Source organism: Providencia sp. PROV073 (assembly GCF_033688125.1).
GTDB classification, from domain to species: domain Bacteria; phylum Pseudomonadota; class Gammaproteobacteria; order Enterobacterales; family Enterobacteriaceae; genus Providencia; species Providencia hangzhouensis.
Window position 1 is genome coordinate 3,477,985 of sequence record NZ_CP096353.1, and the last position, 23,331, is coordinate 3,501,315.

20 protein-coding genes and 1 riboswitch are annotated in these 23,331 nt (G+C 42.0%); of the genes, 7 read left to right on the top strand and 13 right to left on the bottom strand.

The genetic code is table 11. The features are described from left to right. Positions 1-234: 234 nt before the first annotated feature. From M1F17_RS15835 to nudF, 6 genes are all read right to left on the bottom strand, one after another. Entirely contained in the window at positions 235-969 is a 735-nt protein-coding gene (locus M1F17_RS15835; RefSeq protein ID WP_136134329.1) for a 1-acylglycerol-3-phosphate O-acyltransferase, read from the bottom strand. Between the two features lie 109 nt (positions 970-1,078). After that, positions 1,079-3,334, bottom strand: a complete 2,256-nt coding sequence (gene parC / locus M1F17_RS15840) for a DNA topoisomerase IV subunit A (protein ID WP_096864070.1) — start codon at positions 3,332-3,334, stop codon at positions 1,079-1,081. Between the two features lie 33 nt (positions 3,335-3,367). Then, positions 3,368-5,263, bottom strand: coding sequence for a DNA topoisomerase IV subunit B (gene parE / locus M1F17_RS15845; RefSeq protein WP_094961099.1), 1,896 nt, complete (start codon positions 5,261-5,263; stop codon positions 3,368-3,370). Between the two features lie 87 nt (positions 5,264-5,350). Then, positions 5,351-5,932, bottom strand: a complete 582-nt coding sequence (gene yqiA / locus M1F17_RS15850) for an esterase YqiA (RefSeq protein WP_272666986.1) — start codon at positions 5,930-5,932, stop codon at positions 5,351-5,353. A gap of 7 nt (positions 5,933-5,939) precedes the next feature. Then, positions 5,940-6,779 carry a 3',5'-cyclic-AMP phosphodiesterase gene (cpdA, locus tag M1F17_RS15855; RefSeq protein WP_004257710.1) on the bottom strand — a complete coding sequence of 280 codons (840 nt, stop codon included), beginning with the start codon at positions 6,777-6,779 and terminating at the stop codon, positions 5,940-5,942. Positions 6,780-6,922: 143 nt separating this feature from the next. After that, complete coding sequence (gene nudF, locus M1F17_RS15860) at positions 6,923-7,561, bottom strand: ADP-ribose diphosphatase (protein WP_004257715.1); 639 nt, start codon at positions 7,559-7,561, stop codon at positions 6,923-6,925. A gap of 305 nt (positions 7,562-7,866) precedes the next feature. On the opposite strand from nudF, the gene tolC reads away from it, so the two are divergent. The 3 genes from tolC (at position 7,867) to M1F17_RS15875 (ending at position 11,529) form a co-directional block, all read left to right on the top strand. Then, complete coding sequence (tolC, locus tag M1F17_RS15865) at positions 7,867-9,255, top strand: outer membrane channel protein TolC (protein WP_036958003.1); 1,389 nt, start codon at positions 7,867-7,869, stop codon at positions 9,253-9,255. A gap of 399 nt (positions 9,256-9,654) precedes the next feature. Beyond that, a complete protein-coding gene (locus M1F17_RS15870) occupies positions 9,655-10,359 on the top strand; it encodes a DUF1190 family protein (RefSeq protein ID WP_004257725.1) in 705 nt (234 codons plus the stop codon). Between the two features lie 6 nt (positions 10,360-10,365). Further along, positions 10,366-11,529 (top strand): glutathionylspermidine synthase family protein, encoded by a 1,164-nt coding sequence (locus M1F17_RS15875; RefSeq protein ID WP_004908587.1) that lies wholly within the window; start codon positions 10,366-10,368, stop codon positions 11,527-11,529. 81 nt (positions 11,530-11,610) lie between these two features. Here the strand turns inward: M1F17_RS15875 and ygiD are convergent, their stop codons facing one another. Together ygiD and ribB are read right to left on the bottom strand one after the other, a co-directional pair. Further along, positions 11,611-12,414: a 4,5-DOPA dioxygenase extradiol gene (gene ygiD, locus M1F17_RS15880; RefSeq protein ID WP_226617205.1), complete on the bottom strand. Its 804-nt coding sequence runs from the start codon at positions 12,412-12,414 to the stop codon at positions 11,611-11,613. Positions 12,415-12,639: 225 nt separating this feature from the next. After that, positions 12,640-13,293 (bottom strand): 3,4-dihydroxy-2-butanone-4-phosphate synthase, encoded by a 654-nt coding sequence (ribB, locus tag M1F17_RS15885; protein WP_206277514.1) that lies wholly within the window; start codon positions 13,291-13,293, stop codon positions 12,640-12,642. 158 nt (positions 13,294-13,451) lie between these two features. Next, a riboswitch (FMN riboswitch) is annotated at positions 13,452-13,604 on the bottom strand. 233 nt (positions 13,605-13,837) lie between these two features. Here ribB and ubiK point away from each other — a divergent pair. Next, a complete protein-coding gene (gene ubiK, locus M1F17_RS15890) occupies positions 13,838-14,104 on the top strand; it encodes a ubiquinone biosynthesis accessory factor UbiK (RefSeq protein ID WP_004257742.1) in 267 nt (88 codons plus the stop codon). A 40-nt stretch (positions 14,105-14,144) separates the two neighbouring features. On the opposite strand, the gene M1F17_RS15895 is transcribed toward ubiK, so the two are convergent. The 4 genes from M1F17_RS15895 to M1F17_RS15910 all read right to left on the bottom strand — a co-directional run bounded on the left by M1F17_RS15895 (position 14,145) and on the right by M1F17_RS15910 (position 20,010). Continuing rightward, on the bottom strand, positions 14,145-14,498 hold the full coding sequence (locus M1F17_RS15895) for a type II toxin-antitoxin system HicB family antitoxin (RefSeq protein ID WP_004257748.1): 354 nt from the start codon (positions 14,496-14,498) through the stop codon (positions 14,145-14,147). 170 nt (positions 14,499-14,668) lie between these two features. Then, positions 14,669-16,096 carry a bifunctional D-glycero-beta-D-manno-heptose-7-phosphate kinase/D-glycero-beta-D-manno-heptose 1-phosphate adenylyltransferase HldE gene (gene hldE, locus M1F17_RS15900; protein WP_110591262.1) on the bottom strand — a complete coding sequence of 476 codons (1,428 nt, stop codon included), beginning with the start codon at positions 16,094-16,096 and terminating at the stop codon, positions 14,669-14,671. 92 nt (positions 16,097-16,188) lie between these two features. Next, on the bottom strand, positions 16,189-19,035 hold the full coding sequence (glnE, locus tag M1F17_RS15905) for a bifunctional [glutamate--ammonia ligase]-adenylyl-L-tyrosine phosphorylase/[glutamate--ammonia-ligase] adenylyltransferase (protein ID WP_164455952.1): 2,847 nt from the start codon (positions 19,033-19,035) through the stop codon (positions 16,189-16,191). Positions 19,036-19,047: 12 nt separating this feature from the next. Continuing rightward, positions 19,048-20,010: an inorganic triphosphatase gene (locus M1F17_RS15910; RefSeq protein WP_096864067.1), complete on the bottom strand. Its 963-nt coding sequence runs from the start codon at positions 20,008-20,010 to the stop codon at positions 19,048-19,050. 280 nt (positions 20,011-20,290) lie between these two features. Here M1F17_RS15910 and M1F17_RS15915 point away from each other — a divergent pair, with 280 nt between their 5' ends. Together M1F17_RS15915 and M1F17_RS15920 are read left to right on the top strand one after the other, a co-directional pair. Continuing rightward, on the top strand, positions 20,291-20,905 hold the full coding sequence (locus M1F17_RS15915; RefSeq protein ID WP_036958005.1) for a TIGR04211 family SH3 domain-containing protein: 615 nt from the start codon (positions 20,291-20,293) through the stop codon (positions 20,903-20,905). Positions 20,906-20,919: 14 nt separating this feature from the next. Continuing rightward, positions 20,920-22,149: a multifunctional CCA addition/repair protein gene (locus M1F17_RS15920; RefSeq protein ID WP_094961093.1), complete on the top strand. Its 1,230-nt coding sequence runs from the start codon at positions 20,920-20,922 to the stop codon at positions 22,147-22,149. A 39-nt stretch (positions 22,150-22,188) separates the two neighbouring features. Here M1F17_RS15920 and folB read toward each other — a convergent pair whose 3' ends face one another. Further along, positions 22,189-22,548 carry a bifunctional dihydroneopterin aldolase/7,8-dihydroneopterin epimerase gene (folB, locus tag M1F17_RS15925; RefSeq protein ID WP_004257772.1) on the bottom strand — a complete coding sequence of 120 codons (360 nt, stop codon included), beginning with the start codon at positions 22,546-22,548 and terminating at the stop codon, positions 22,189-22,191. Between the two features lie 108 nt (positions 22,549-22,656). On the opposite strand from folB, the gene plsY reads away from it, so the two are divergent. Further along, the gene (gene plsY / locus M1F17_RS15930; RefSeq protein ID WP_004257775.1) at positions 22,657-23,313 is read left to right on the top strand and encodes a glycerol-3-phosphate 1-O-acyltransferase PlsY; all 657 of its coding nucleotides are present in this window, start codon (positions 22,657-22,659) and stop codon (positions 23,311-23,313) included. Positions 23,314-23,331 lie beyond the last annotated feature (18 nt).

The following is a 23,331-nucleotide window of genomic DNA, read 5'->3' on the forward strand; positions in this document are numbered from 1 at the left end:
TTTAAGGTCGCAATAATTTGTAAGCCATGATATCGCGAAAAAAGGCTAAATTCTAAAAATATCTAGCAAATGTGTAAAAATATAATTAATAAGATTATAAATAGTAAGGGTAAGTAATTAAAAAAGGAAATAAGACAGGTAGGAAACAATAAAGTCAATTTATGCTGTATTCAACCTAAAAGAATGGGCAATATTTGTATATTGCCCATTTTTAAATAAATTCAATGAATTAGGTTATTTGCCTTGTTTTGCCATTTCTTCGACTTCGAGATCGAGTTCTTTTATTTTGGCTTTCATTAAAGCATGGCAATGCTCAGATAATTCCCTCACTTGCTCTCGGCTATAAAGCGATGTATCAATAGGGTCTAGCATTTCAATAATAACAGTACCGTTATTCCAACGGTTTAACTTAATTTTACCTTGTGTACTAGAAACGCAAACAGGCACAATCGGTACCCCTGCTGCAATCGCTGCATGAAATGCCCCCGTTTTAAATGGCAGTAAACCACGACCACGGCTGCGAGTACCTTCAGGAAACATCCACACAGAAATTTTACGTTTTTTAATCTGGTCAGCAACTTGCGTGATTGTGTTATGGGCTTTAGAGCGATTAGCGCGGTCAATTAAAATATTACCCGTTATCCAATATAAAAAGCCAAAAAAAGGTATATAAACCAAGCTTTTTTTACCAACGGTTACCGTTCTTGGTAATACCCCATTTGACATAGTCACCATATCGTAATTGTTTTGGTGATTACCAATATAAATACTCGGGCCATAGCTCTTAGCTTTCTCGGGTACACGATTTATAATGTTAATCCCAAAAACGACTGATAACCGCCCGAACATGTGACCAAATGTCATTACGTGTTTTGGGTTACGAGGGCTAAATAGACAGTAAATCCCGCCCCCTACACACACCGCAATCGTATAAATAATAACAATGATCGCTCTAATAAGCGCTAACATACTAACCCCAAATTGTAAGAAGCTTTTCAGCTCCATGATGAATATTATCTACTTATAAACCTTGTGAAGTTCATACTAAAAAAGGTTTATAAGGTTTGTTCTTTGTTAATTATTCAGACTCTACTGGCTCAATATCAATACGCTCAATATTGTGCATTCCACGCGGTAACGACGTCCCTTTACGACCTCGTTCTGAACGATATTTTTGTAAGTCTTCTGCTTTAAACTTCAGCTTCCGCTTACCGAAATGCAAGGTCATTGATGCCCCCACAGGCAAAATCATCAACCAAGTCAATAAATCATCGCCAGTTGCCGCTTGCGCACCTGCAATATTGATAATTTTATTCCCTTTACCTTTTGAAAGTTGGGGTAAATCCGCCACAGGGAATATTAACATACGCCCTGCCTTGGTAATTGCCAACAGCAAATCTTCCTGTTCATTATGCAGTTCAATTGGTGCCAATACTTTTGCATTTTCAGGCAAAGAAATTAAGGCCTTACCAGTTTTATTTTTAGTGACTAAGTCATTGAAGGTACAAATAAAACCGTAACCTGCATCAGAAGCCATTAAATATTTCTGCTCATCAGGCGCCATCAATACATGTTCAATGGATGCACCTGGAGGCAGAGTTAATTTCCCCGTTAGAGGCTCACCTTGACTACGCGCTGAAGGCAATTCAAGCGGATCCACAGAATAACTTCGCCCTGTTGTGTCAAGGAATACCGCCGCCTGATTTGACTTACCTCGCGCAGCCCCTTTAAAACCATCTCCCGCTTTATAATTTAGGTTAGTCGGCTCGATATCATGCCCTTTAGCACTTCGCACCCACCCCATATCAGAAAGCACAACGGTAATCGGTTCTGACGGTAAAATTTCATGTTCGCTCATTGCTTTCGCTTCTTCGCGCTCATGCAATGGGGAACGACGGTCATCACCGTAATCTTTGGCGTCAGCTTGAATCTCTTTTTTAATCAACGTATTTAAACGTCTTTCAGACCCAAGAATCGCTTGTAAATCATCGCGCTCTTTGGCTAATTCATCTTGCTCGCCACGAATTTTCATTTCTTCGAGCTTGGCTAAATGGCGTAATTTTAACTCTAAAATAGCTTCAGCTTGGGTATCACTGATATTAAAACGTGACATTAAAACCGCTTTGGGTTCATCTTCTGTACGAATAATTTCAATGACTTCATCAATATTCAGATAAGCAATCAATAAACCATCTAAAATATGTAAACGTCTTAATACTTTTTCTAACCTGTGATTTAAGCGATTACGTACAGTTTGTCGACGGTAAGCGATCCACTCATTTAAGATCTCAACAAGCCCTTTTACCGCAGGTCGGTTATCTAAACCAATCATATTAAGGTTAACGCGGTAGCTACGCTCTAAATCCGTTGTCGCAAATAAGTGCGTCATAACCTGTTCAAGGTCAACACGATTACTACGTGGAACTATCACCAAACGTGTTGGGTTTTCATGGTTAGATTCATCGCGTAAATCTTCAACCATCGGCAATTTTTTCGCGCGCATTTGGCTGGCGATTTGTTCTAAAACTTTCGCCCCAGAAACTTGATGAGGGAGAGCCGTGATAACAGCATTACCATCTTCTTTTTCCCACACCGCACGCATGCGTACAGAGCCGCGCCCATTTTGATAAATCTTACGAATATCATCACGGGAAGAAATAATTTCTGCTTCCGTAGGGAAATCAGGTCCCGGCACAAATGCCATGATGTCATCAAGATTTAGCGTAGGTTTATCTAGTAAAGCCACCAAAGCTTGAGCCACTTCTCGGGCGTTATGTGGTGGAATATCTGTCGCCATCCCAACCGCAATACCCGTTGTACCGTTTAACAAAATATTTGGCAAACGTGCAGGCAACATTTTGGGCTCGTTTAGCGTACCATCAAAGTTTGGTACCCAATCGACGGTGCCATGGCCAAGTTCACTGAGTAAAATTTCAGCGTATTTGGATAGTCGTGATTCGGTATAACGCATTGCTGCGAATGATTTAGGGTCATCCGGTGCCCCCCAGTTTCCTTGACCATCCACCAGCGGATAACGGTAAGAAAACGGCTGCGCCATCAAGACCATCGCTTCATAACAAGCGATATCACCGTGTGGGTGATATTTACCGAGAACATCACCCACAGTTCTGGCGGATTTTTTATATTTTGCAGTGTTGCTTAAGCCAAGTTCTGACATCGCATACACAATACGGCGCTGAACAGGTTTAAGCCCATCGCCAATAAACGGTAATGCCCTATCCATGATGACGTACATCGAATAGTTCAGATAGGCATTTTCAGTGAAAGCATGAAGCGGTAAGCGCTCTACGCCATCATGAGTAATTTCACTCATTCAATTCGTTCCTTTCTCATCGCAATTCGGATATTAGACATCAATTTCAGCCATATCGCCTTTTTCTTGCAGCCAATTACGGCGATCTTCAGAGCGTTTTTTCGCAAGAAGCATATCCATGACCGCAAGTGTTTCTTGGTAGTTTTCATCATCGATAATTAGCTGTACAAGACGACGAGTATTTGGATCTAATGTCGTTTCACGTAATTGCAGTGGGTTCATTTCCCCCAGCCCTTTAAATCGCTGAACATTGGGTTTACCTCGCTTGCGGCTAAGGCGTTCAAGTACAGCATTTTTTTCGCTTTCATCAAGGGCGTAAAACGTTTCTTTGCCTAAATCGATACGATATAACGGCGGCATTGCCATATAGACATGCCCTGCTTTTACTAATGTTGGGAAATGACGGACAAATAACGCACATAGCAATGTAGCAATGTGCAAGCCATCGGAGTCCGCATCCGCAAGGATGCAAATTTTCCCATAGCGTAATTGACTAAGGTCTTCGCTATCAGGGTCTATTCCAATAGCAACAGAGATATCATGTACCTCTTGGGAAGCTAAAACCTCATCAGAAGACACTTCCCATGTATTGAGAATTTTACCGCGTAGCGGCATGATAGCTTGGTATTCGCGGTCACGCGCTTGTTTTGCAGAGCCCCCTGCGGAGTCCCCTTCTACAAGGAACAATTCCGTCATACTCAGGTCTTGCGAGCTACAATCGGCTAATTTACCCGGTAAAGCAGGGCCACTGGTGAGTTTTTTACGCACCACTTTTTTCGCTGCACGCATTCGACGCTGCGCGCTAGAAATTGCCATTTCTGCAAGCTGTTCAGCCACTTGCACGTTTTGGTTAAGCCATAAACTGAAGGCATCTTTTACCACGCCCGAAACAAACGCAGCGCATTGACGAGAAGACAGACGCTCTTTGGTTTGCCCCGCAAATTGTGGATCTTGCATTTTAACGGAAAGCACATAAGTACAACGCTCCCAAATATCATCTGCTGAGAGCTTAACACCACGAGGCAATATATTGCGGAATTCGCAAAATTCACGCATCGCATCGAGCAACCCTTGGCGTAAACCATTAACATGGGTTCCACCTAGTGCTGTTGGGATAAGGTTAACGTAGCTTTCCGTCAGTAATTCACCACCTTCAGGCAACCAAAGCAACGCCCATTGTGCGGCTTCTGTTTCCCCTGAAAATTCACCTGTAAATGGCTTTGGAGGTAACGCTTCAAGGCCGTCAATTGACTCCATTAGGTAATCGGTCAACCCGTCACTGTAGCACCAACTTTGCTCTGTATCGTTGAGCTTATCCTTAAACGTGATTTTCACGCCAGGGCATAAAACAGCTTTGGCTTTTAAATTATGAGTTAAACGAGTTACTGAAAATTTTGGACTATCAAAATAGCTGCCATCTGGCCAAAAATGCACGCTAGTCCCTGTGTTGCGTTTTCCACAAGTCCCTATTACATGTAAATCTTCAACCTTATCGCCATTTTCAAAGGCAATTTGATACACTTGGCTATCACGACGAACAGTAACTTCAATACGTTTTGATAACGCATTGACGACAGAAATCCCGACACCATGCAAACCACCTGAGAATTGGTAGTTTTTATTGGAGAATTTCCCCCCCGCATGTAATTGCCCCAGGATCAACTCAACCGCTGACACTTTCATTTCTGGGTGAATATCGACAGGCATACCGCGCCCATCATCAATTACTTCAAGGGATTGATCGGCATGTAAAATAACCTCAATATGGCTCGCGTGCCCCGCAAGCGCTTCATCGACGCTATTATCAATTACTTCTTGAGCCAAATGGTTCGGTCGACTGGTATCGGTATACATCCCCGGACGACGGCGAACAGGCTCTAAACCACTGAGGACTTCAATGGCCTCTGCGTTATAACTAGATTGAGTCATGTTGTCATTCTGCGGTAATAGGTGATTAATTGAACTATTCAATCAGTGAGTTACTGTTGATAATAACAGTGTTCATACGTTTTGACACTATTTCTCTGCCAATTGTAGGAAATCAACAATTTGAGAAAAGTAAGCGTCAAAACCAATAAAGGCATGATTACCGTCAGGTTCCACAGTTTGTTTGCACTTTGAAAGATAGGCAACAGCCTCTCGATAATCAAGTACTTCATCGCCCATTTGTTGTAACAACCAGATAAGCTGAGGGGAAGTTAATCTTTCAATGTATAAGGATTTTAGCTCATGAATGTGCTTTTCTTCCAACACATATTGTTCATGAGTATATGGGTTTGTATTGTCGCCTAAGTAATCTTGCAGTAAATCAAAAGGACGTACCGCAGGGTTTACGACGACAGCAGGAAGCTGATAACGCTCTGAAAACCAAATTGAAAAATAACCGCCGAGCGAAGAGCCGACTAACCCCATTTTCTCATGCTGATGCTGTTGGACAATATCATCCAACATAGCTTGAGCTTGCTGAGGGTAATTCGGTAACTGCGGTACAATCATATTAATTTGCGGATAATTCACCTCAATCCATTGCTTTAAGTTATTAGCTTTAGCTGATTGAGGGGAACTATTAAAACCATGAATATAAAGTAGAGTTGACATAAGCGAATTAATAACCGTCTGAGTCAAGGTCAGGGCTAAATTCCCTTGTATCTAAGCGATGAACGCGGGTTGTAATATGCCTTTGCCCTTGCTCATTAATACTTAATTCTAAATATCGCCAACCTGGCGCGACAGTATCAAGCGCAAAATTAGTACAGTGAGGCTTAAATTGCACACAGGTAGAAGGCGTTGCCAACAACCGAATACCGTGCCAGTTTTCATCCATTTCTTGGTGAATATGGCCACATAGCATCGCTTTAACATTTGAGTAGCTTTTTAAATAATCAGCTAAAATATGTGAATTTCTCAAACTGTGCTGATCAAGCCAAGTACAACCCGAGGCTAGAGGATGGTGATGCAGCATAATCAATGTAGTACGTTCAGGTTCAGCATCTAAGCTGGCTTTCATCCACTCTAACTGTTGTTCAGAAAGCTCGCCATGAGGTACATCTTGAAGTTGGCTATCAAGCATTAAGATTTGCCACTCATCACCAATTAAAACTTGTTTAGCGCTTGAAATCCCAGCAATTCTGAGTGTTTTGACCATAGCCGGTGGATAGTCATGATTACCAGGAAGCCATACGCAAGGAGCAGGAATACGCGCAATACCATCCGCAAAATGCTGATAAGCTTGTGGTGATTGGTCTTGAACTAAATCCCCTGTCGCCACAATTAAGTCGATTGGGAGATTTTCCTCTGAGATAGCATCAAGTACCGCCTGATAGCTACGGTAAGTATTTACCCCTAAAAGCGTATTTTCTGTATTAGCAAAAAGATGCGTATCAGTAACCTGTAAAATTCTCACAACTTTAGAGTTCTTTGCAGTCACTTCAAGCTGGCTGTCCAAAAGTATTCCTTTTCTTAAATATTATTTAGTACCTAATCTATTCATTACAACTATATAAAAGCTCAACATACTTACAACTATCTTAAAGCTTTACTTTCTAACTTTCTGATAATCAGCACACACTTCATCAGATTAATCGTTATTTAACACAGTTTCATCCACTTTTCATGAAGTTTTTGATAGTGAAGTTGTAACCATTGAATCGCTATCACTGTTGCTGCATTATCAATTGTGCCGTCTTCAACCCATTGAAAAGCTTGCTCTCGACTAACCACATGTACGCAAATATCTTCATTTTCTGACGCTAGCCCATGAACACCTTTCGCTTGGCTGCTATCAACTTCACCGATAAATACATGCATACGTTCAGTCGTACCGCCAGGGCTAGAAAGATAACTTACCGCTTTTTCAGTGCGACCAATAATAAGCCCAGCTTCCTCAACGGCCTCACGACGAATAACCTCTTCCGGTGATTCGTTTTGCTCTATCATTCCAGCTACTGCTTCAAGTAACCAGGGTGTTTCACTAGTCTCAATCGCTGGCAACCGAATTTGTTCAATTAAAACAACACTATCTGCTTTCGGGTCATAGGGTAAAACCACGCCAGCATGGCCGCGTTCAAAAACTTCACGGCGAATTTCTTTACTCCATCCCCCCGCGAAAAGGCGATGACGAAATTGATATTCAACCATTTGAAAAAAACCGTTAAATAATTTACGCTTGGATATAATTTCAACATCATTTTTGCCGTATTTAATTGGCTGCTCTATTTGTTTTGTCATTTCATTCTCCAAACCCAATTATTCCATCTTAAGGAAATAATTGTGGATTAAAACAGTTTTTAAGGTTTTTTAACCTTAGATGAGGTAATGTTTAATAAATTGAGACAAAATGGCACAAAAGGCTACCGTTAATAGAAGTGATACTCTGTTACAATAAGCGCCATTATTCAAATCAAAGAGCAACGTAGTGTCTGTTTTTAATAACTGTCTCTAAAACGGATAATTTAATATCTATCGCCTAGTTAGGCATGGTACGTTTTAGGCAACAGACTCAACTTAATTTGCTGTTTAATCAAGGAATCAAAATGAAGAAACTGCTTCCCCTTTTAATTTCGATGAGTTTTGTGGGTCTCAGTACCAATAGCTATGCAGAAGATTTACTACAGGTTTACCAAAAATCCAAAGAAAGTAACCCTGAATTAAGAAAATCATTAGCTGAACGTAATCAAGCTTTTGAAAAAATTAATGAATCTCGCAGCCCATTATTGCCACAATTAGGTTTAGGTGCAGGAGCTAGCTACGGCAGTGGTTACCGTGACGCAAGAAATACTGAAAGCACAGGTTTAAATGCTTCACTGAAACTCACTCAAGTTGTGTTTGATATGTCGAAATGGCGTCAATTGACTATCCAAGAAAAAACCGCGGGTATTTCTGATGTCACATACCAAACAAGTCAACAGCAATTAATTTTAGATACTGCAACTGCGTATTTTAATGTGTTAAAAGCGATTGACGCGTTATCTTATATTGAAGCAAATAAAGAAGCCGTTTATCGCCAATTAGACCAAGTTACACAACGCTTTAACGTTGGCCTTGTTGCCATTACCGACGTGCAAAACGCCCGTGCAAACTATGATAGCGTTATTGCACAAGAAGTCGCTGGCCGCAATGATTTAGAAAATGCGATTGAAAAACTGCGTCAAGTCAGTGGCGTGTACTACAGCCAACTTGCTTCTTTAAATATCGACCGCTTTAAAACCAATGAGTTGGGCGATATCAACGCTATCCTAAAAGAAGCAGAAGAGCGTAACCTCAGCCTATTAAGCGCACGTTTAGCACAAGATGTTTCTCGTGAAAATATTCGCTTAGCAGAAACAGGCCACATGCCAACAGTTAACTTAGATGCATCAACATCAGTCACAAATAGTTACCAACACGGCAGCGGTTATAATACTCCATATGGTGGTGGTGCGACCAACAGCTATAATGGTCAAAATAGCATTGGCTTAAATTTAAGCATTCCACTGTATACTGGTGGCGCAGTCAGTTCTCAGGTTGAACAAGCACAATATGGTTTCCAAGGTGCTAGTGAACAACTAGAAAGCGTTTACCGCAATGTGATTCAGTTAGTTCGTTCATCATTTAATAACGTATCATCGTCAATCAGTAGCATTAATGCCTACAAACAAGTCGTTGTTTCCGCACAAAGCTCATTAGATGCGATGGAAGCCGGCTATCAAGTAGGAACTCGTACCATTGTTGACGTGTTGACAGCAACAACTGCGCTATACCAAGCGAAACAAAACCTGTCTAATGCACGTTATGACTACATGATTAACCAACTGAATATCGAATTTGCTCGTGGCACATTGAACGAAGACGATATTGCCCGCCTAAATGCGAATTTAGGTAAAGAGATTTCAACCTCTGCAAGTAGTATTATTCGTAATACCAACGCGCCAAAAATGAATTAAAACTCTTAGTTTATTTGAAAATGATATAATGGCCCGCTTATATAGCGGGTTATTTTTTGAAGGAAGCCAAGTAAATCGTTTAGAATTGCTAATTTGCACTAATTGAACCGCTTACAACCCCTTTTCATTAGCCTCTGGCACAAATTCAGTTAATTCTCACTCTTATTACTGCGCGCTAGAGCAAAAAACAACCAATAGTTAACACATTGATATAAAATAAAAATATTATTTTTCCCTTTAACTAATACCATGCTAAATAGGAAAAAATAGCAAAAAGTTATCAAAATGATAAATTCAGCTCATTTCTCCTATATTTCTGCTTTAATTTTCAGCGTTTATCCCCTATCCTAGAGCTAACATCTAAAAACATCTTACTTAATTAAATTCAGGGTAATTACCATGACCATGAAGCGTACCAAAGATATTAATCAGAGCGCCTTCCGTAAGTCTTGGCGTTCATACCGTTTAGCGCCTGTGGCTGTTGCGGTCAGTGCCGTATTTATGCTTTCCGCTTGTGAAGAAAGTGATGAAACCGTCTCATTGTACACAAACGCACAAGACTGTAGCCAAGCGAACCCATCACAAGCAGAACAGTGCACTATCGCCTACAATAATGCGCTACAAGAAGCCGCTAAAACTGCACCTAAATATGAAACTCAAGCTGACTGTATTGCTGAGTTTGGTGAAGCTATGTGTACTCAAGCTCCGGCTCAAGCAGGTATTGCAGGCACTAGCTCAACAAATGGTGAACAAACGGCTCAAGCACAAAGCAGCGGCGGTAGCATGTGGATGCCATTAATGATGGGTTATATGATGGGCCGTATGATGGGCGGTAGCGCTGCATCACAACCATTATTCAGCTCAAAAAACCCAGCTAGCCCTGCCAATGGTAAGTTTGTTGACGCTTCAGGTAAAAGCTATGGCCCTGCTGTTGCAGGTGGCCGTTCCATGAGCGTACCAAAAACAGCCATGGCACCTAAACCACCAACAACTTCAACAGTTACCCGTGGCGGTTTTGGTGACACCGTAAATAAACAAGCGATGGCACAGCGTTCATCTTCTTCTGCAAAATCAACCTCTTCTTCCCGTTCGATGGGTGGTTGATAAGTAATGAAACGAGTTCCTATAGTAGAGCGCCCAAACTGGCGCGAAAAAGCTTCTGAGTTTGGCTTTGAATTTCATACTATGTATGGTGAGCCCTACTGGTCAGAAGATGCGTATTACCAATTTACTATGGCACAAATTGAAGAAATCGAAGATGCAACCGAGCAGTTGCATCAAATGTGCCTAAAAGTGGTTGAACGTGTTGTTGAAAGCGATGAGTTAATGGCACGTTTTCAGATCCCTAAGCATTGTTGGGAATTTGTTCGCAGCTCATGGAAAAGCGAACAACCTTCGTTATATTCTAGGCTTGACCTCGCTTACGATGGTATTAACCCTCCTAAGCTTTTAGAAAATAACGCGGATACTCCAACCTCATTATACGAGTCTGCATTTTTCCAATGGATCTGGTTAGAAGATCAAATTGAAGCAGGGAAATTACCTGAAAATGCCGATCAGTTTAATAGTATTCAAGAGCAATTGATCGAACGCTTTACGCAATTAAAAGATCAGTATGGTTTTCGCTTGTTGCATATGTCTTGTTGCCGTGACACTGAAGAAGATCGCGGTACCGTTCAATATCTACAAGACTGTGCAAATGAAGCGGGTATTGCCACTGAATTCTTATATATCGATGAAATTGGCCTAGGTGAAAAAGGTGAGTTTTCGGATACCCAAGATCAGGTGATTAGCAACCTGTTCAAGTTATATCCATGGGAATTTATGCTAAGAGAAATTTTCTCGACTAAATTGCAAGACGCTGGCGTACGCTGGTTAGAACCTGCATGGAAGAGCATCATTTCTAACAAAGCCTTATTGCCTATGTTATGGGAAATGTTCCCAGATCACCCAAATTTACTGCCTGCCTATTTTGCGGATGGCAAAACCCAGCCAGAACTCGAAAAATACGTTATTAAGCCATTATTTTCTCGTGAAGGCGCTAATATCCGTATTATCGAAAATGGTAAGGAAATTGCAGCCGCAGACGGCCCATACGGCGAAGAAGGTATGATTATTCAACAGTTCCATCCACTTCCACAATTTGAAGGTAACTACACCTTAGTCGGAAGCTGGTTGGTGAATGATCAACCTGCGGGGATCTGTATTCGTGAAGATAAAGAACTGATCACTCAAGACTTATCACGCTTTTATCCACATACGATCATCGACTAATCGTATTTAACGTTAAAAGGAAAGCCCAAATATAGCAATATGATTTGGGCTTTTTTGTTAGTCAATTCTATAGCAGAAAACTTACCCTACCTGAATAGACAACATACTTAACGATGCTGACACAATTCCCTCAATCGGTGTACTGATCTCTTCTTGCCCATCCCAAGTTCCTAAAATAGGTAAAATAGGCAAGTAATGTTCTGGTGATGGGTTCGATAATTTGCCATCCTCCCGTTCTAATCCTTTAGTCAGTGGGTGAGGCGTTTCATGACTTTGCAGATTGTCATATACAAATTTTTCAAAAGATATTGCCCACGGGTACGGCTCAGCATGAGAGTTCTGCCAATTCATCGCCCGTAAATTGTGAACAACATTGCCACTGCCCATAATCAGCACGCCTTTCTCCCTTAAAACACTCAATTTTTTACCGAGTTCATAGTGCCAAGTGGCGGGCTTGCTACCATCGATACTCAGTTGGATCACGGGGATATCCGCTTCTGGATACATACGCAGCAAAATTTCCCATGTACCGTGGTCTAATCCCCACTCTTGTTCATCAAGGTAAATTGGCTCAGGGGCGAGTAATGAAACAACTTGCTGAGCTAATTCAGGAGAACCAGGAGCTGGATATTCGATTTGATACAAGGCTTCGGGGAACCCGCCAAAATCATGAATCGTTTTTGGTTTTAACATCGAAGTCACAGCAGTACCGCGCGTATACCAATGGGCTGAAATCACCAAAATTGCGCGTGGCCGAGATAAGGCTTTACCGAGATTTTCCCACGCTTGAGTGTAAGGGTTATCCTCAATCGCATTCATAGGGCTACCATGACCAATAAAAATGGCAGGGATCTTATTTTTTACCATCGAAGTATTTAATGACATGATGATTTCAACTCCAACTCAATTAGTTTCTCCCTACAGCATACGCTTTCCAGCAAAAAACACAGTGGGCTAATTATGAGTATGATCATCAAAAAAATTGAAAAGGCCACGAGGTGTGCAACTCAGTGGCCTTTATAACATTCTATATGCTTAACAGACTATTTATTACCTAAATAACTAAAACCATTACATTAGATAATATTCAAGATATGACGAGAAAAAAGATTAGCTCGCTTTCTTTTCCTGCAACTGACGATACTGAACTAAGTCTTCAATCGTCACCACAGTCAAACCATGTTGCTGACCAAACGCAGCCACTTCTGGGGTACGAGCCATAGAACCATCATCATTGGTTAACTCACACAGCACACCGGCTGGCTTGAAACCTGCCAATATTGCTAAGTCGATAGACGCTTCAGTATGGCCACGACGCGTTAATACCCCGCCTTCACAGCCACGCAGAGGGAAAACATGTCCTGGGTGGTTAAGGTCTGAAGGAACGGCGTTATCTGCAATTGCAGCGCGAATAGTAGTAATACGGTCTGCGGCAGAAACCCCTGTCGTCACACCTTGTGCGGCTTCAATGGTCACAGTAAAGCCTGTTTGATTTTGGCTCGTATTGTTATCTACCATCATAGGTAGTTCGAGTTGCTTGCGGCGCTCTTCGGTAATACAAAGGCACACGATCCCACTGCTATAACGAATGGTAAATGCCATTTGCTCGGCGGTCATAGTTTCTGCTGCAAAAACTAAATCGCCTTCGTTCTCACGATCTTCATCATCAAGAACAAGAACACCTTTACCTTGGCGTAATGCCTCGATAGCATTTTCAACACGTTCGATAGGATTGCCAAATACAGAAAGTAGCGAATGATCCATGGTAAAAAACCTCTTAAATAGTTATTAACTAGTTACCAGAATCAAGGCAGTCTTAGGAATACGAGAAATGGTGAATATATAAATAGCCAATAAAAGGCATTTACCTATTCAGGTATGCAGAACACTATTGTGCGTAATCGCACAAACATGCAGATACTGTTAATTCTCTCCCATCCGGACTATAACCGTCGGCCCCAGATTCACACTGGGTCTGCTGACCTTTACCATAAAAATGATAAAGCGCTCGCGGGCTTCATGCGTGATGCATGTTTACCGCCGGTGGGGACTTTCACCCCGCCCTGAGATATACGCAATTAATATAACGCCAATAATTCAAGTTCGCAACGATGATAATCAAAATTGGCGAATGACTCACACTTTTAGCCAAAAAAACATGAATAAAAACTTAGAGTTATCAAGGTTAATTTCACTACCGGCTCTAAACCTCTCTCTAAATAATTCAAGCTAGCGCAAGGCAGCAAGAGGTATTAAACTAGTCCCAACAATTCACAACAATATTTTGATAAACTTAAGGACCCGCGAAATGCTCGATCCGAAAAAAATTGAACAAGTTGCCCGCCAAATTCAAGGCGCTTTACCACAAGGCGTACGCGATTTAGGTGAAGATTTTGATAAAAAACTGCGTTCACTGTTACAATCACAACTCGGCAAATTAGACTTAGTCAGTCGTGAAGAATTTGATATTCAAACTCAAGTCTTATTACGCACCCGTGAAAAATTAGCGAAGATGGAACAACGCGTCAGCGCACTCGAAGCCCATTTAAATGTAGAAGAAAAAACGGCTGAGTAATTAAATTGAAAAAGTGACACCGATTAAGGCGTCACTTTTATTATTTGATATTCAATTCACGCTCAAGCAGCTGAACAATATACTGATTTTTAGAAACATTATGCTCAGTTGTTACCGCATTTAAATAAGCCTCTAAGCGGCTTGGGTAACGTAGCGTAAATGACTTTACCGTTTCTTGTTCTTTGAACGGGTTAATCCCCTCTTCTTGGCAGCCTTCGATGTATTCTGCTAAAGAAATTCGCGCTTCTTTTTTTAACCCTTCAATGCTATCAGAAACAAAATCACAGTAACCACTTACATCTAAAAACTTACCACGAAACGCTTTAATTTCAGCTTCATAGATAACAGATGCAGGATGGCCGTCTATCGTCATCACATTACTGCTTTTAATCATATTCCACCCCTATCGTATTTTCCATGACGTCATATTGTGATATCAAAATCTAAAGCAAAAAAAATATGACGTCAACATTTGACGCCATATTGATTTTAAATAAATAAAAACCTCACGGCGTTTTTACATACCCACGTGAGGTTATTAACTTGCTAATTAATAATGATAAATTAACTGGTTTTCATGATATTTTTGATGATATTGGTTGTAGAAATACCATCTTCAAAGTTAAGTACTTTAACTTCGCCTCCCGCGGCCCATACCTCCGCACTGCCCGCGATCTCTTCAGGGCGGTAATCCCCCCCTTTAACTAAGATATCAGGCAAAACTTCTGCGATTAGACGCTGTGGAGTGTCCTCTTCAAAAGCCACGACCCAATCTACTGCCCCTAAAGCCCCTAGAACGGTCATACGCTGTTCTAATGGGTTAACTGGACGTGTTTCACCTTTTAAGCGGCGTGTCGAAGCATCGCTATTTACAGCCACAATTAGGCGGTCACCCAATTTACGCGCGTTAGCTAAATAAGACACATGCCCAGCATGGAGAATATCAAAACAGCCATTAGTCATCACCACACGTTCACCGCGCAGTCTTGCATTCTCAACCGCTTGTTTTAATTCACTTTCAGTCATAACACCAAAACCAGTGTCAGCACGGCCACGAATAGCGTTTTCTAATTCAATAGGCGAAACTGTTGAAGTCCCTAATTTGCCCACCACCACACCTGCCGCGGCATTAGCTAATGCGCAGGCTTCATGTAATGGGCGGCCAGATGCAATAGAGGCAGCGAGAACACCAATAACCGTATCCCCTGCCCCCGTCACGTCAAACACTTCTTGTGCTTGAGTCGGTAAATGCAATGGGGCTTCATCATGGCGAATTAAGCTCATACCTTGTTCTGAGCGCGTAATTAGCAGCGCTTTAAGCTCCAATGACTGAAGCAGCTTCATGCCTTTTTCTTCAACGTCTTGGTTGTTTTTACATGGCCCAACAATCGCTTCAAACTCAGACATATTTGGAGTCAATAAAGTTGCCCCACGGTAACGTTCGAAATTGTTTCCTTTCGGGTCAATCAAGACTGGAACATTGGCCTTGTTGGCGAGCGCTATCATCTTCTCAACATGAGTTAACGCCCCTTTTGCATAGTCAGACAGCACTAGTGCGCCGATGTGTGGCAGTGCTTGTTCTATGCGCTCCAGTACAGGGGCAACATCCACGTTTTCAAAACCTTCTTCAAAATCGAGGCGAATAAGTTGCTGATTACGTGAAAGTACGCGTAATTTAGTAATGGTTGGATGGGTGGGGATAGCCACAAAATCACAACGAACCTGCACGGCATTTAAATTTTTAGTGAGTGCTTTTGCCGCGTCATCAATTCCAGTTAACCCCACAAGGCGTGAATTTGCACCCAATGACGCAATATTCATCGCGACGTTAGCCGCACCACCGGGACGCTCTTCGACCATCGTGACTTTAACAACCGGGACAGGGGCTTCTGGCGAGATACGGTTTGCGGGACCATGCCAATAACGGTCTAACATAACATCACCAACCACCAGCACACCGGCTTGTTTATAATCCGGAAGAGTTACTTTCATCCTGCACTCCAGTCTTAAAAAGGAAATCTGATAATAATTAGCAACAATACTAGCATATTGCGCTGTTTAGCTAAATAAAATGCGTTTGTTCTTTATTCTTCAAGCCATTTTTGCCAACTTGCTAAAACTTGTTCACGTTGCTGAGAAAATTGGCTTATCTCAACACGGCTTGGCAGTGATTGTAATGCTAAGTGATGGAGCTCATTACGCATTGTGACATACGCTAGAGTTAAAGCATTCGCTTCATCTTCTGGCATAAAACCATACTGCGCCATCAACTCGAAAATACGCACATTATCAGACCAACGTGTTAGCGCATTATTTTCTGCGGCAAAACGCAAAACTAAGTATTGTGCGATAAATTCAATATCAGTGATCCCACCAGGATCCGCTTTTAAGTCGAATTCATTAACTTGATGACTTCCTAGGTGCTGATGCATTTTCAACCGCATATCACGCACTTGCTGTTGCAAAGTTTTAGGGTCTCTTGGCATACACAGAGTTTCGTGGCGAGTCTGTATAAATTGCCGTTGTAAATCCTCATCACCAAACACCATTCGAGCTCGAATTAACGCTTGATGTTCCCATGTCCAAGCATCATTTTTTTGGTAATCATCAAATGATTGTATGGTACTGACCAACATTCCTGATTCACCAGAAGGCCTTAGTCGTGCATCAACTTCATACAACACGCCAGAAGGGGTTCGAGTACTAAACAAATGAATAATACGCTGAGCAACACGCAAGTAAAATTGGCGAGCATCAATGGAACGTTCACCATTGGTGACAACATCTAAAGGGCAATTGAAGAGAAAAACGAGGTCTAAGTCAGAGCCATAGCCCAGTTCCCAGCCGCCTAGCTTTCCATAACCTAATACCGCAAACCCATATTGTTTTTTGTCACTTTGCTCTAGATGCGCTGGCTCACCATAGCGTTTTACCATTTTTTGCCACGCTTGGTGGACCACCGCATCAATAATTGCTTCCGCAAGGTAAGTCAGATGATCACTGACTTTCATTACCGGCAAAACACCTGAAATATCTTCAGCAGCAATACGCAATAATTGAGCTTGTTTGAATTGACGTAATGCTTCAAGTTGTTGTTCTTCGTCATCTTCAGGAACGCGCATTAAATATTGGCGCAGCTCATCACGGTAGGCCGTTAGCGGTAAGGGTTGGTATAATGATTGAGGGTCGAGCAACTCATCAAGTAACAATGGGTGGCGAGCTAATTGTTCCGCTATCATAGGTGAAGCCGCACATAAACGAATAACGTGCGTCAAAACCTCATCAAATTCAAGCATTAACTCTAGGTAAGTTGTGCGGCTAACAATGCTCAGTAACAGTGGTGTGATGCGCTCAATGACTTGCCCTGCATCATCACGCTCACCGACTTTAGCCAATAATTTAGGCATTAATTCATCAAGAACATCTCGCCCTCGAGGACCAATGGTGCGTTTATTGAGATCATGACGGAACATCACTATACCGTGAATGATACGTTGTGCAATCTCTTCACTTTTAGACGGCAAATAGCTGGCTAATTCTTCTTTTGATAATTCACTTTGCCATAATGTGATATAAATTTCATCGAATACATCAATGTTCTCAGAGTCATCTTCCTGGCCTATTTGCTCGGTGAATATTTGATGCACAGCTGCCATTTTCTGACTCAAAACCTGATAAAATGCAGGCCAATCAGCAAAGCCCATCCCCCATGCTAAACGCGCTTGGTTTAAAGCCTCTTCAGGGAGTGTTTGTGTCTGTTGGTCATCGATACTTTGCAGTAAGTTTTCGACTCTACGCAAGAAAAGGTAGCCATCTTGTAGAATATTAACCTGATCTTCGGTTAACAATGCGAGTTCACGGATCCCTTGTAACGTTGAAAATAAAGATTGCGACTGTAAAACAGGTTCTCGTCCACCTCGAATGAGTTGGAAAACCTGTGAAACAAATTCAACTTCGCGGATCCCTCCAGCGCCTAATTTGATGTTATTGACCAAACCACGACGCCTAACCTCTCGCTCAATCATATTTTTCATATTGCGTAAGGATTGGATCACGCTAAAGTCGATATAGCGACGATAGACGAAAGGACGCAAAAGCTTTCGCAAACACTCCTCATAATGGAGGCTATCAGCGCCCATAATACGGGCTTTAACCATCGCATAGCGCTCCCAGTCTCGCCCTTGTTCTTGGTAATAATCCTCAAGCGCAGAAAAGCTAAAAACCAGCGGGCCGCTATCTCCAAATGGACGTAAACGCATATCGACCCGATAAACAAAGCCATACTCCGTCACTTGATCGAGTACGCGGATCAATTTTTGCCCTAAGCGCGTAAAAAATTGCGCATTATCTAACTCTTTTCGGCCACCTTGGGTAACCCCATTTTCTGGATAAGCAAAAATCAGGTCAATATCAGAAGAAAAATTGAGCTCTCGGCCTCCCAACTTCCCCATCCCTAAGACCAATAGCGACTGCGGTTTTCCTTCTGCATTACAAGGTGTTCCCCATGACTGACGATATTCTTGATACAACCAGTCTCGCGCTGCAACAACCAAGCTTTCCGCCAATATACTGAGCTGATAAATCGTTTCTTTTTGCGTGCTTATTTCTAGCACTTGCATCCATGCGCAGCGCACTAACATATGATGACGAAATGAGCGCAACACTCGCATCAAGTGGTCTTCGTCGCTAACAGATGACAAATCTTGAGCTAACCATGATGCATAACTTTTCCATTCATCGGCTTGTGGTGGTCGAGAGCGAATTTCAAGTAAAAACCGCGGATGTGCTAATACTTGCTTTAACACAAAATCACTGAATGCAAGCACTTGAATTTCTTGTTCATTTAACGGTAATAATTCATTCGTTTGTTCCGCTAACTGGCTTAAAACGCGTTCACCTTGGCTTTGTAATAACTCAGGAAAAGCATGCATATTATCAATACCTTAATGGGCTTCTTGATAGGTTAAAGCACTTAACCACTGGATAAAGGCTAATTTACACTTTAACCACTGGCTGCTATAGCAAAAATCCTCAGCACTAATTGCTTCATCGGCAATATCTGAACGTAATTGTTCCAGTGGAGTGTCATGAATAAAGTGAGGTACAGAATTTTGGTAATGCACTAAAAATGCCTGAACAAAACGTAAAAACTCACTGAAGCCTTGGCGTGCATTGCTGCCATTTGCTAACCAGTAGTCTTCATGCTGCTGGCAAAGTAATTGCATATGCGTTAATGATTTTTCGAGGGGGTACTCTTCATAGTCAAACACCGAATTTGGAGGAGTTAATGGCGCTTTTGTCGGCGATAACAATGAATAACCACGTGCAGCTTTGCTAAGTGATGACAAATGTAAGCCGTCGATATCTGCAAATTTCTTCGCTAAATTGAGTACATCAGCAATAAAGCCTTTTTTTAGTTCTAGTTCAAACTCTTGAATAGGCAAATCCTTTGCGCCAGAGGAAATTTCACCTTGGTCAAAAACCACTTCTATTTCGCTATCTTCAAAAGTCACTAACCACTTTTCACGGGTAAAATTGGTGCTAAAGAGGATATTTAATTCAGACTGAAGCTGTGAAACATCAGTGCCTTCAGGCCAAATTTCAGCCGGTAATGCGGCTAAATCAAGCTCAGGTGAATCAATGTCAACATTATATTCAGGCCGTTGGTGTAAGCCGCCTATCGCCTGCCCAGCCGTTTTCATTGTCATTTCATAACGACCATCACAACCGCGGATACGTAAGCCCATATCCCACTGACGTAACTGCTTATTTGCCGTATCAAAGTAGATATTGGTTAACTTCGTCGGCTCACTGTATTGGTGAGACAATGTCGATAGACACTGTCGTACAGCCTCTATTGCGGAACTCTTAGCGGCAAGTTTGAGTTCAACCTCTACGTGGCTCATACATATCCTTATTTAATTATTTCACTTCACTCATATTACCCCAATCAAGCTAAGCTGAGAAAAGAAACTGTGTGATAAACAAAAATTCTACCTGTCATATTTCTTTCAGTGAGTTATATTGAAAACAAAGTAAAAATAAGGGTAATTTAGACAGTTAGGATAGTTCTCATTCTCCTTTAGACTGTAGAGACATCTGCGTTTAGGATTTGCACCCTCGCGTTTTACTCATTAGTATTCAATTAATATAAAACTCATTCACCATCAAAAGACTGTAAATACCATGCGAAAAATTCCATTATTATTAATTTCAATCATGGGGCTAGGCCTTTCCTTAAATTCACATGCAGCAGAAAAACGTTATGTGTCAGATGATTTATCCACATACGTTCATAGTGGACCTGGCACAAAATATCGTATTGTAGGTACGCTCAATGCCGGGGAAGCGGTTGAACTGCTTTCCACAGATAACAAATTTGCACAAGTTCGCGATGAAAAAGGTAGAACGGTCTGGTTACCTGTTGACCAACTCAGCAATACTCCAAGCATGAAAACCCGCATTCCAGAACTTGAAGCTGAGAATCAAAAGCTACGTCAACAACTCGACAATATCGACAGTACGTGGAATACACGAACTGCAGATATGCAGCAAAAAGTGGCTGATAATGACAATATCGTCAGCCAGCTAAAAGCCGAAAATGAAAAATTAAAAAATGAGTTGATCAAATCCGGTAAAAAGCTAGAGATTGCAGAGGTCAACTTAGATGATCGCCGTCGCGAATTAATCTTACAATGGTTTATGTATGGCGGTGGTGTTGCCGGTGTTGGCTTAATTTTAGGTTTGATTTTACCGCACATTATTCCGCGTCGTAAAAAACGTAATGATGGTTGGATGTAATTGAGGCCATTCAAATGAAAGTCTATCTCGTGGGTGGCGCAGTGCGTGACCAACTTCTTGGACTACCTATTTCAGATAGAGACTACGTGGTGGTTGGTACAACCCCCGAGGCAATGCTATCTCAAGGTTTTCAACAAGTAGGAAAGGATTTTCCGGTTTTCTTGCACCCAAAGACCCATGAAGAATACGCTTTAGCCCGAACAGAGCGTAAAATTGGTGCGGGCTATACTGGTTTTAGCTGCTATAGCGCACCTGATGTGACCATTGAAGATGATTTGCTACGTCGCGATCTGACAATTAACGCGATAGCACAAAGTGAATCAGGTGAAATTGTTGACCCATACCAAGGCGTGAAAGACCTCAAGAGCCGTGTTTTACGCCATGTTTCTGATGCATTTTCTGAAGACCCTTTACGGGTCTTGCGGGTTGCTCGTTTTGCTGCTCGCTACTTTGAGCATGGTTTTACTATCGCACCAGAAACATTAACCTTGATGCAAACAATGGCCGCTACAGGGGAATTATCTTACCTCACCGCTGAGCGCGTTTGGACGGAAACAGAAAAAGCGCTGAAATCAAATTCTCCACAGGTGTATTTTGATGTTTTACGCCAATGTGGTGCATTAGCTGTACTTTTTCCTGAAGTTGATGCGTTATTTGGTGTTCCTGCCCCTGAAAAATGGCACCCAGAAATTGATACGGGTATCCACACTCTAATGGTAATGAAAGTGATTGCCGAGCTATCTAATAATGTGGATATTCGCTTTGCTGCCTTATGCCATGATTTAGGTAAAGCGCTGACACCGCCTGATATTTGGCCGAGTCATCCAAACCACGGTGAGGCAGGTATTCCATTAATAGAAACTCTCTGCGCAAGATTAAAAGTACCAACTACGGCTCGTGACTTAGCCCGTCTAGCGGCACGCTATCATGATAAAATCCATGTTATCAATAAATTACCTGCTAATGAGCTAATTGCGATTTTTGATGGGCTTGATAGCTGGCGTAAACCAGAACGTATTGAACAACTGAGTTTAATCAGCGAAGCTGATGCAAGAGGCCGGTTAGGCCTTGAACAGCAAACGTACCCACAAGGGATATATTTCAAGCAGGCTTTTACTATCGCACAAGCGGTTGATGTCAAACCTATCGTTGAACAGGGATTTAAAGGCCCTGAAATTCGCCAAGAACTTACAAAACAACGCATTGAAGCGGTAACAGATTGGCAGCAGCAACAAATCATCTAACGACCATAAAACTGGCGGCTAAACACCGCCAGTCATCATTTAAGCGGTTTTCATGCCTCTTTCTATAATAACCCCAACCTGCTTGGCTCGCGCCACGGCTCCCGGCTTAGCCACCTTAATACGAACCCATGGGCTAGCAAACTGTGTCATCAATAACTGTGCAACTTCTTCAGCAACACGTTCTACTAACCCAAACTTGTTATTCCCTACATGAGCTAGGATAGCCTGACTAACTTTGGCATAATCTAGGCAATATTCTACATTATCGCTCATAGACGCGCGTTTGTTATCCCATCCCATTTCGATATCGAGCACGAGTTTCTGTTCAATATCTTGTTCCCAGTCATATACACCAATCGTGGTGATGACTGATAATTGCTCAATAAATACGATATCCATCACGTCATTTTCTCATTTATGTACTGAATTGATACCACTTCAGCAAAAATATGCGTATTATCCAAGACTGAAGTGAATTTATGGCCTTAACCGTTTTTGGAGTTAGCTATGAGTGCAACCGCGCTTGGCATGATAATCTTCGCCTATCTTTGTGGCTCAGTTTCGAGTGCGATACTGATCTGCCGTTTGGCGAGACTACCCGACCCCCGTCAACACGGCTCTGGTAACCCTGGTGCAACTAACGTATTACGTGTAGGCGGTAAAGCAGCCGCTGCCGGAGTACTCATTTGTGACGTATTAAAAGGGATGATACCCGTTTGGCTTGCTTATTATTTAAATGTGCAGCCATTCTATCTTGGCTTTGTTGCAATTGCAGCCTGTCTTGGGCATATATATCCCATTTTCTTTCGTTTCAAAGGCGGAAAAGGGGTAGCAACCGCATTTGGTTCAATTGCTGCTATTGGTTGGGATCTTTCTGGTTTAGTCGCAGGGACATGGTTACTTACGGTATTGCTTAGTGGTTACTCATCACTCGGCGCGATTGTCAGCGCCTTACTTGCCCCCTTCTATGTTTGGTGGTTTAAACCTGAATTTACCTTCCCTGTCGCCATGCTGTCTTGTTTAGTGTTAGTTCGCCATCACGGTAATATACAACGCCTTTGGCGCGGTCAAGAAAGCCGTATTTGGCAAAAACTAAAAAACAAAAAGCAAAAAACCAATAAAGAAATAGCCCAAGAAACCAAAGAACAAGAACTAGATGACTAATCGTTAATATCGTTAATA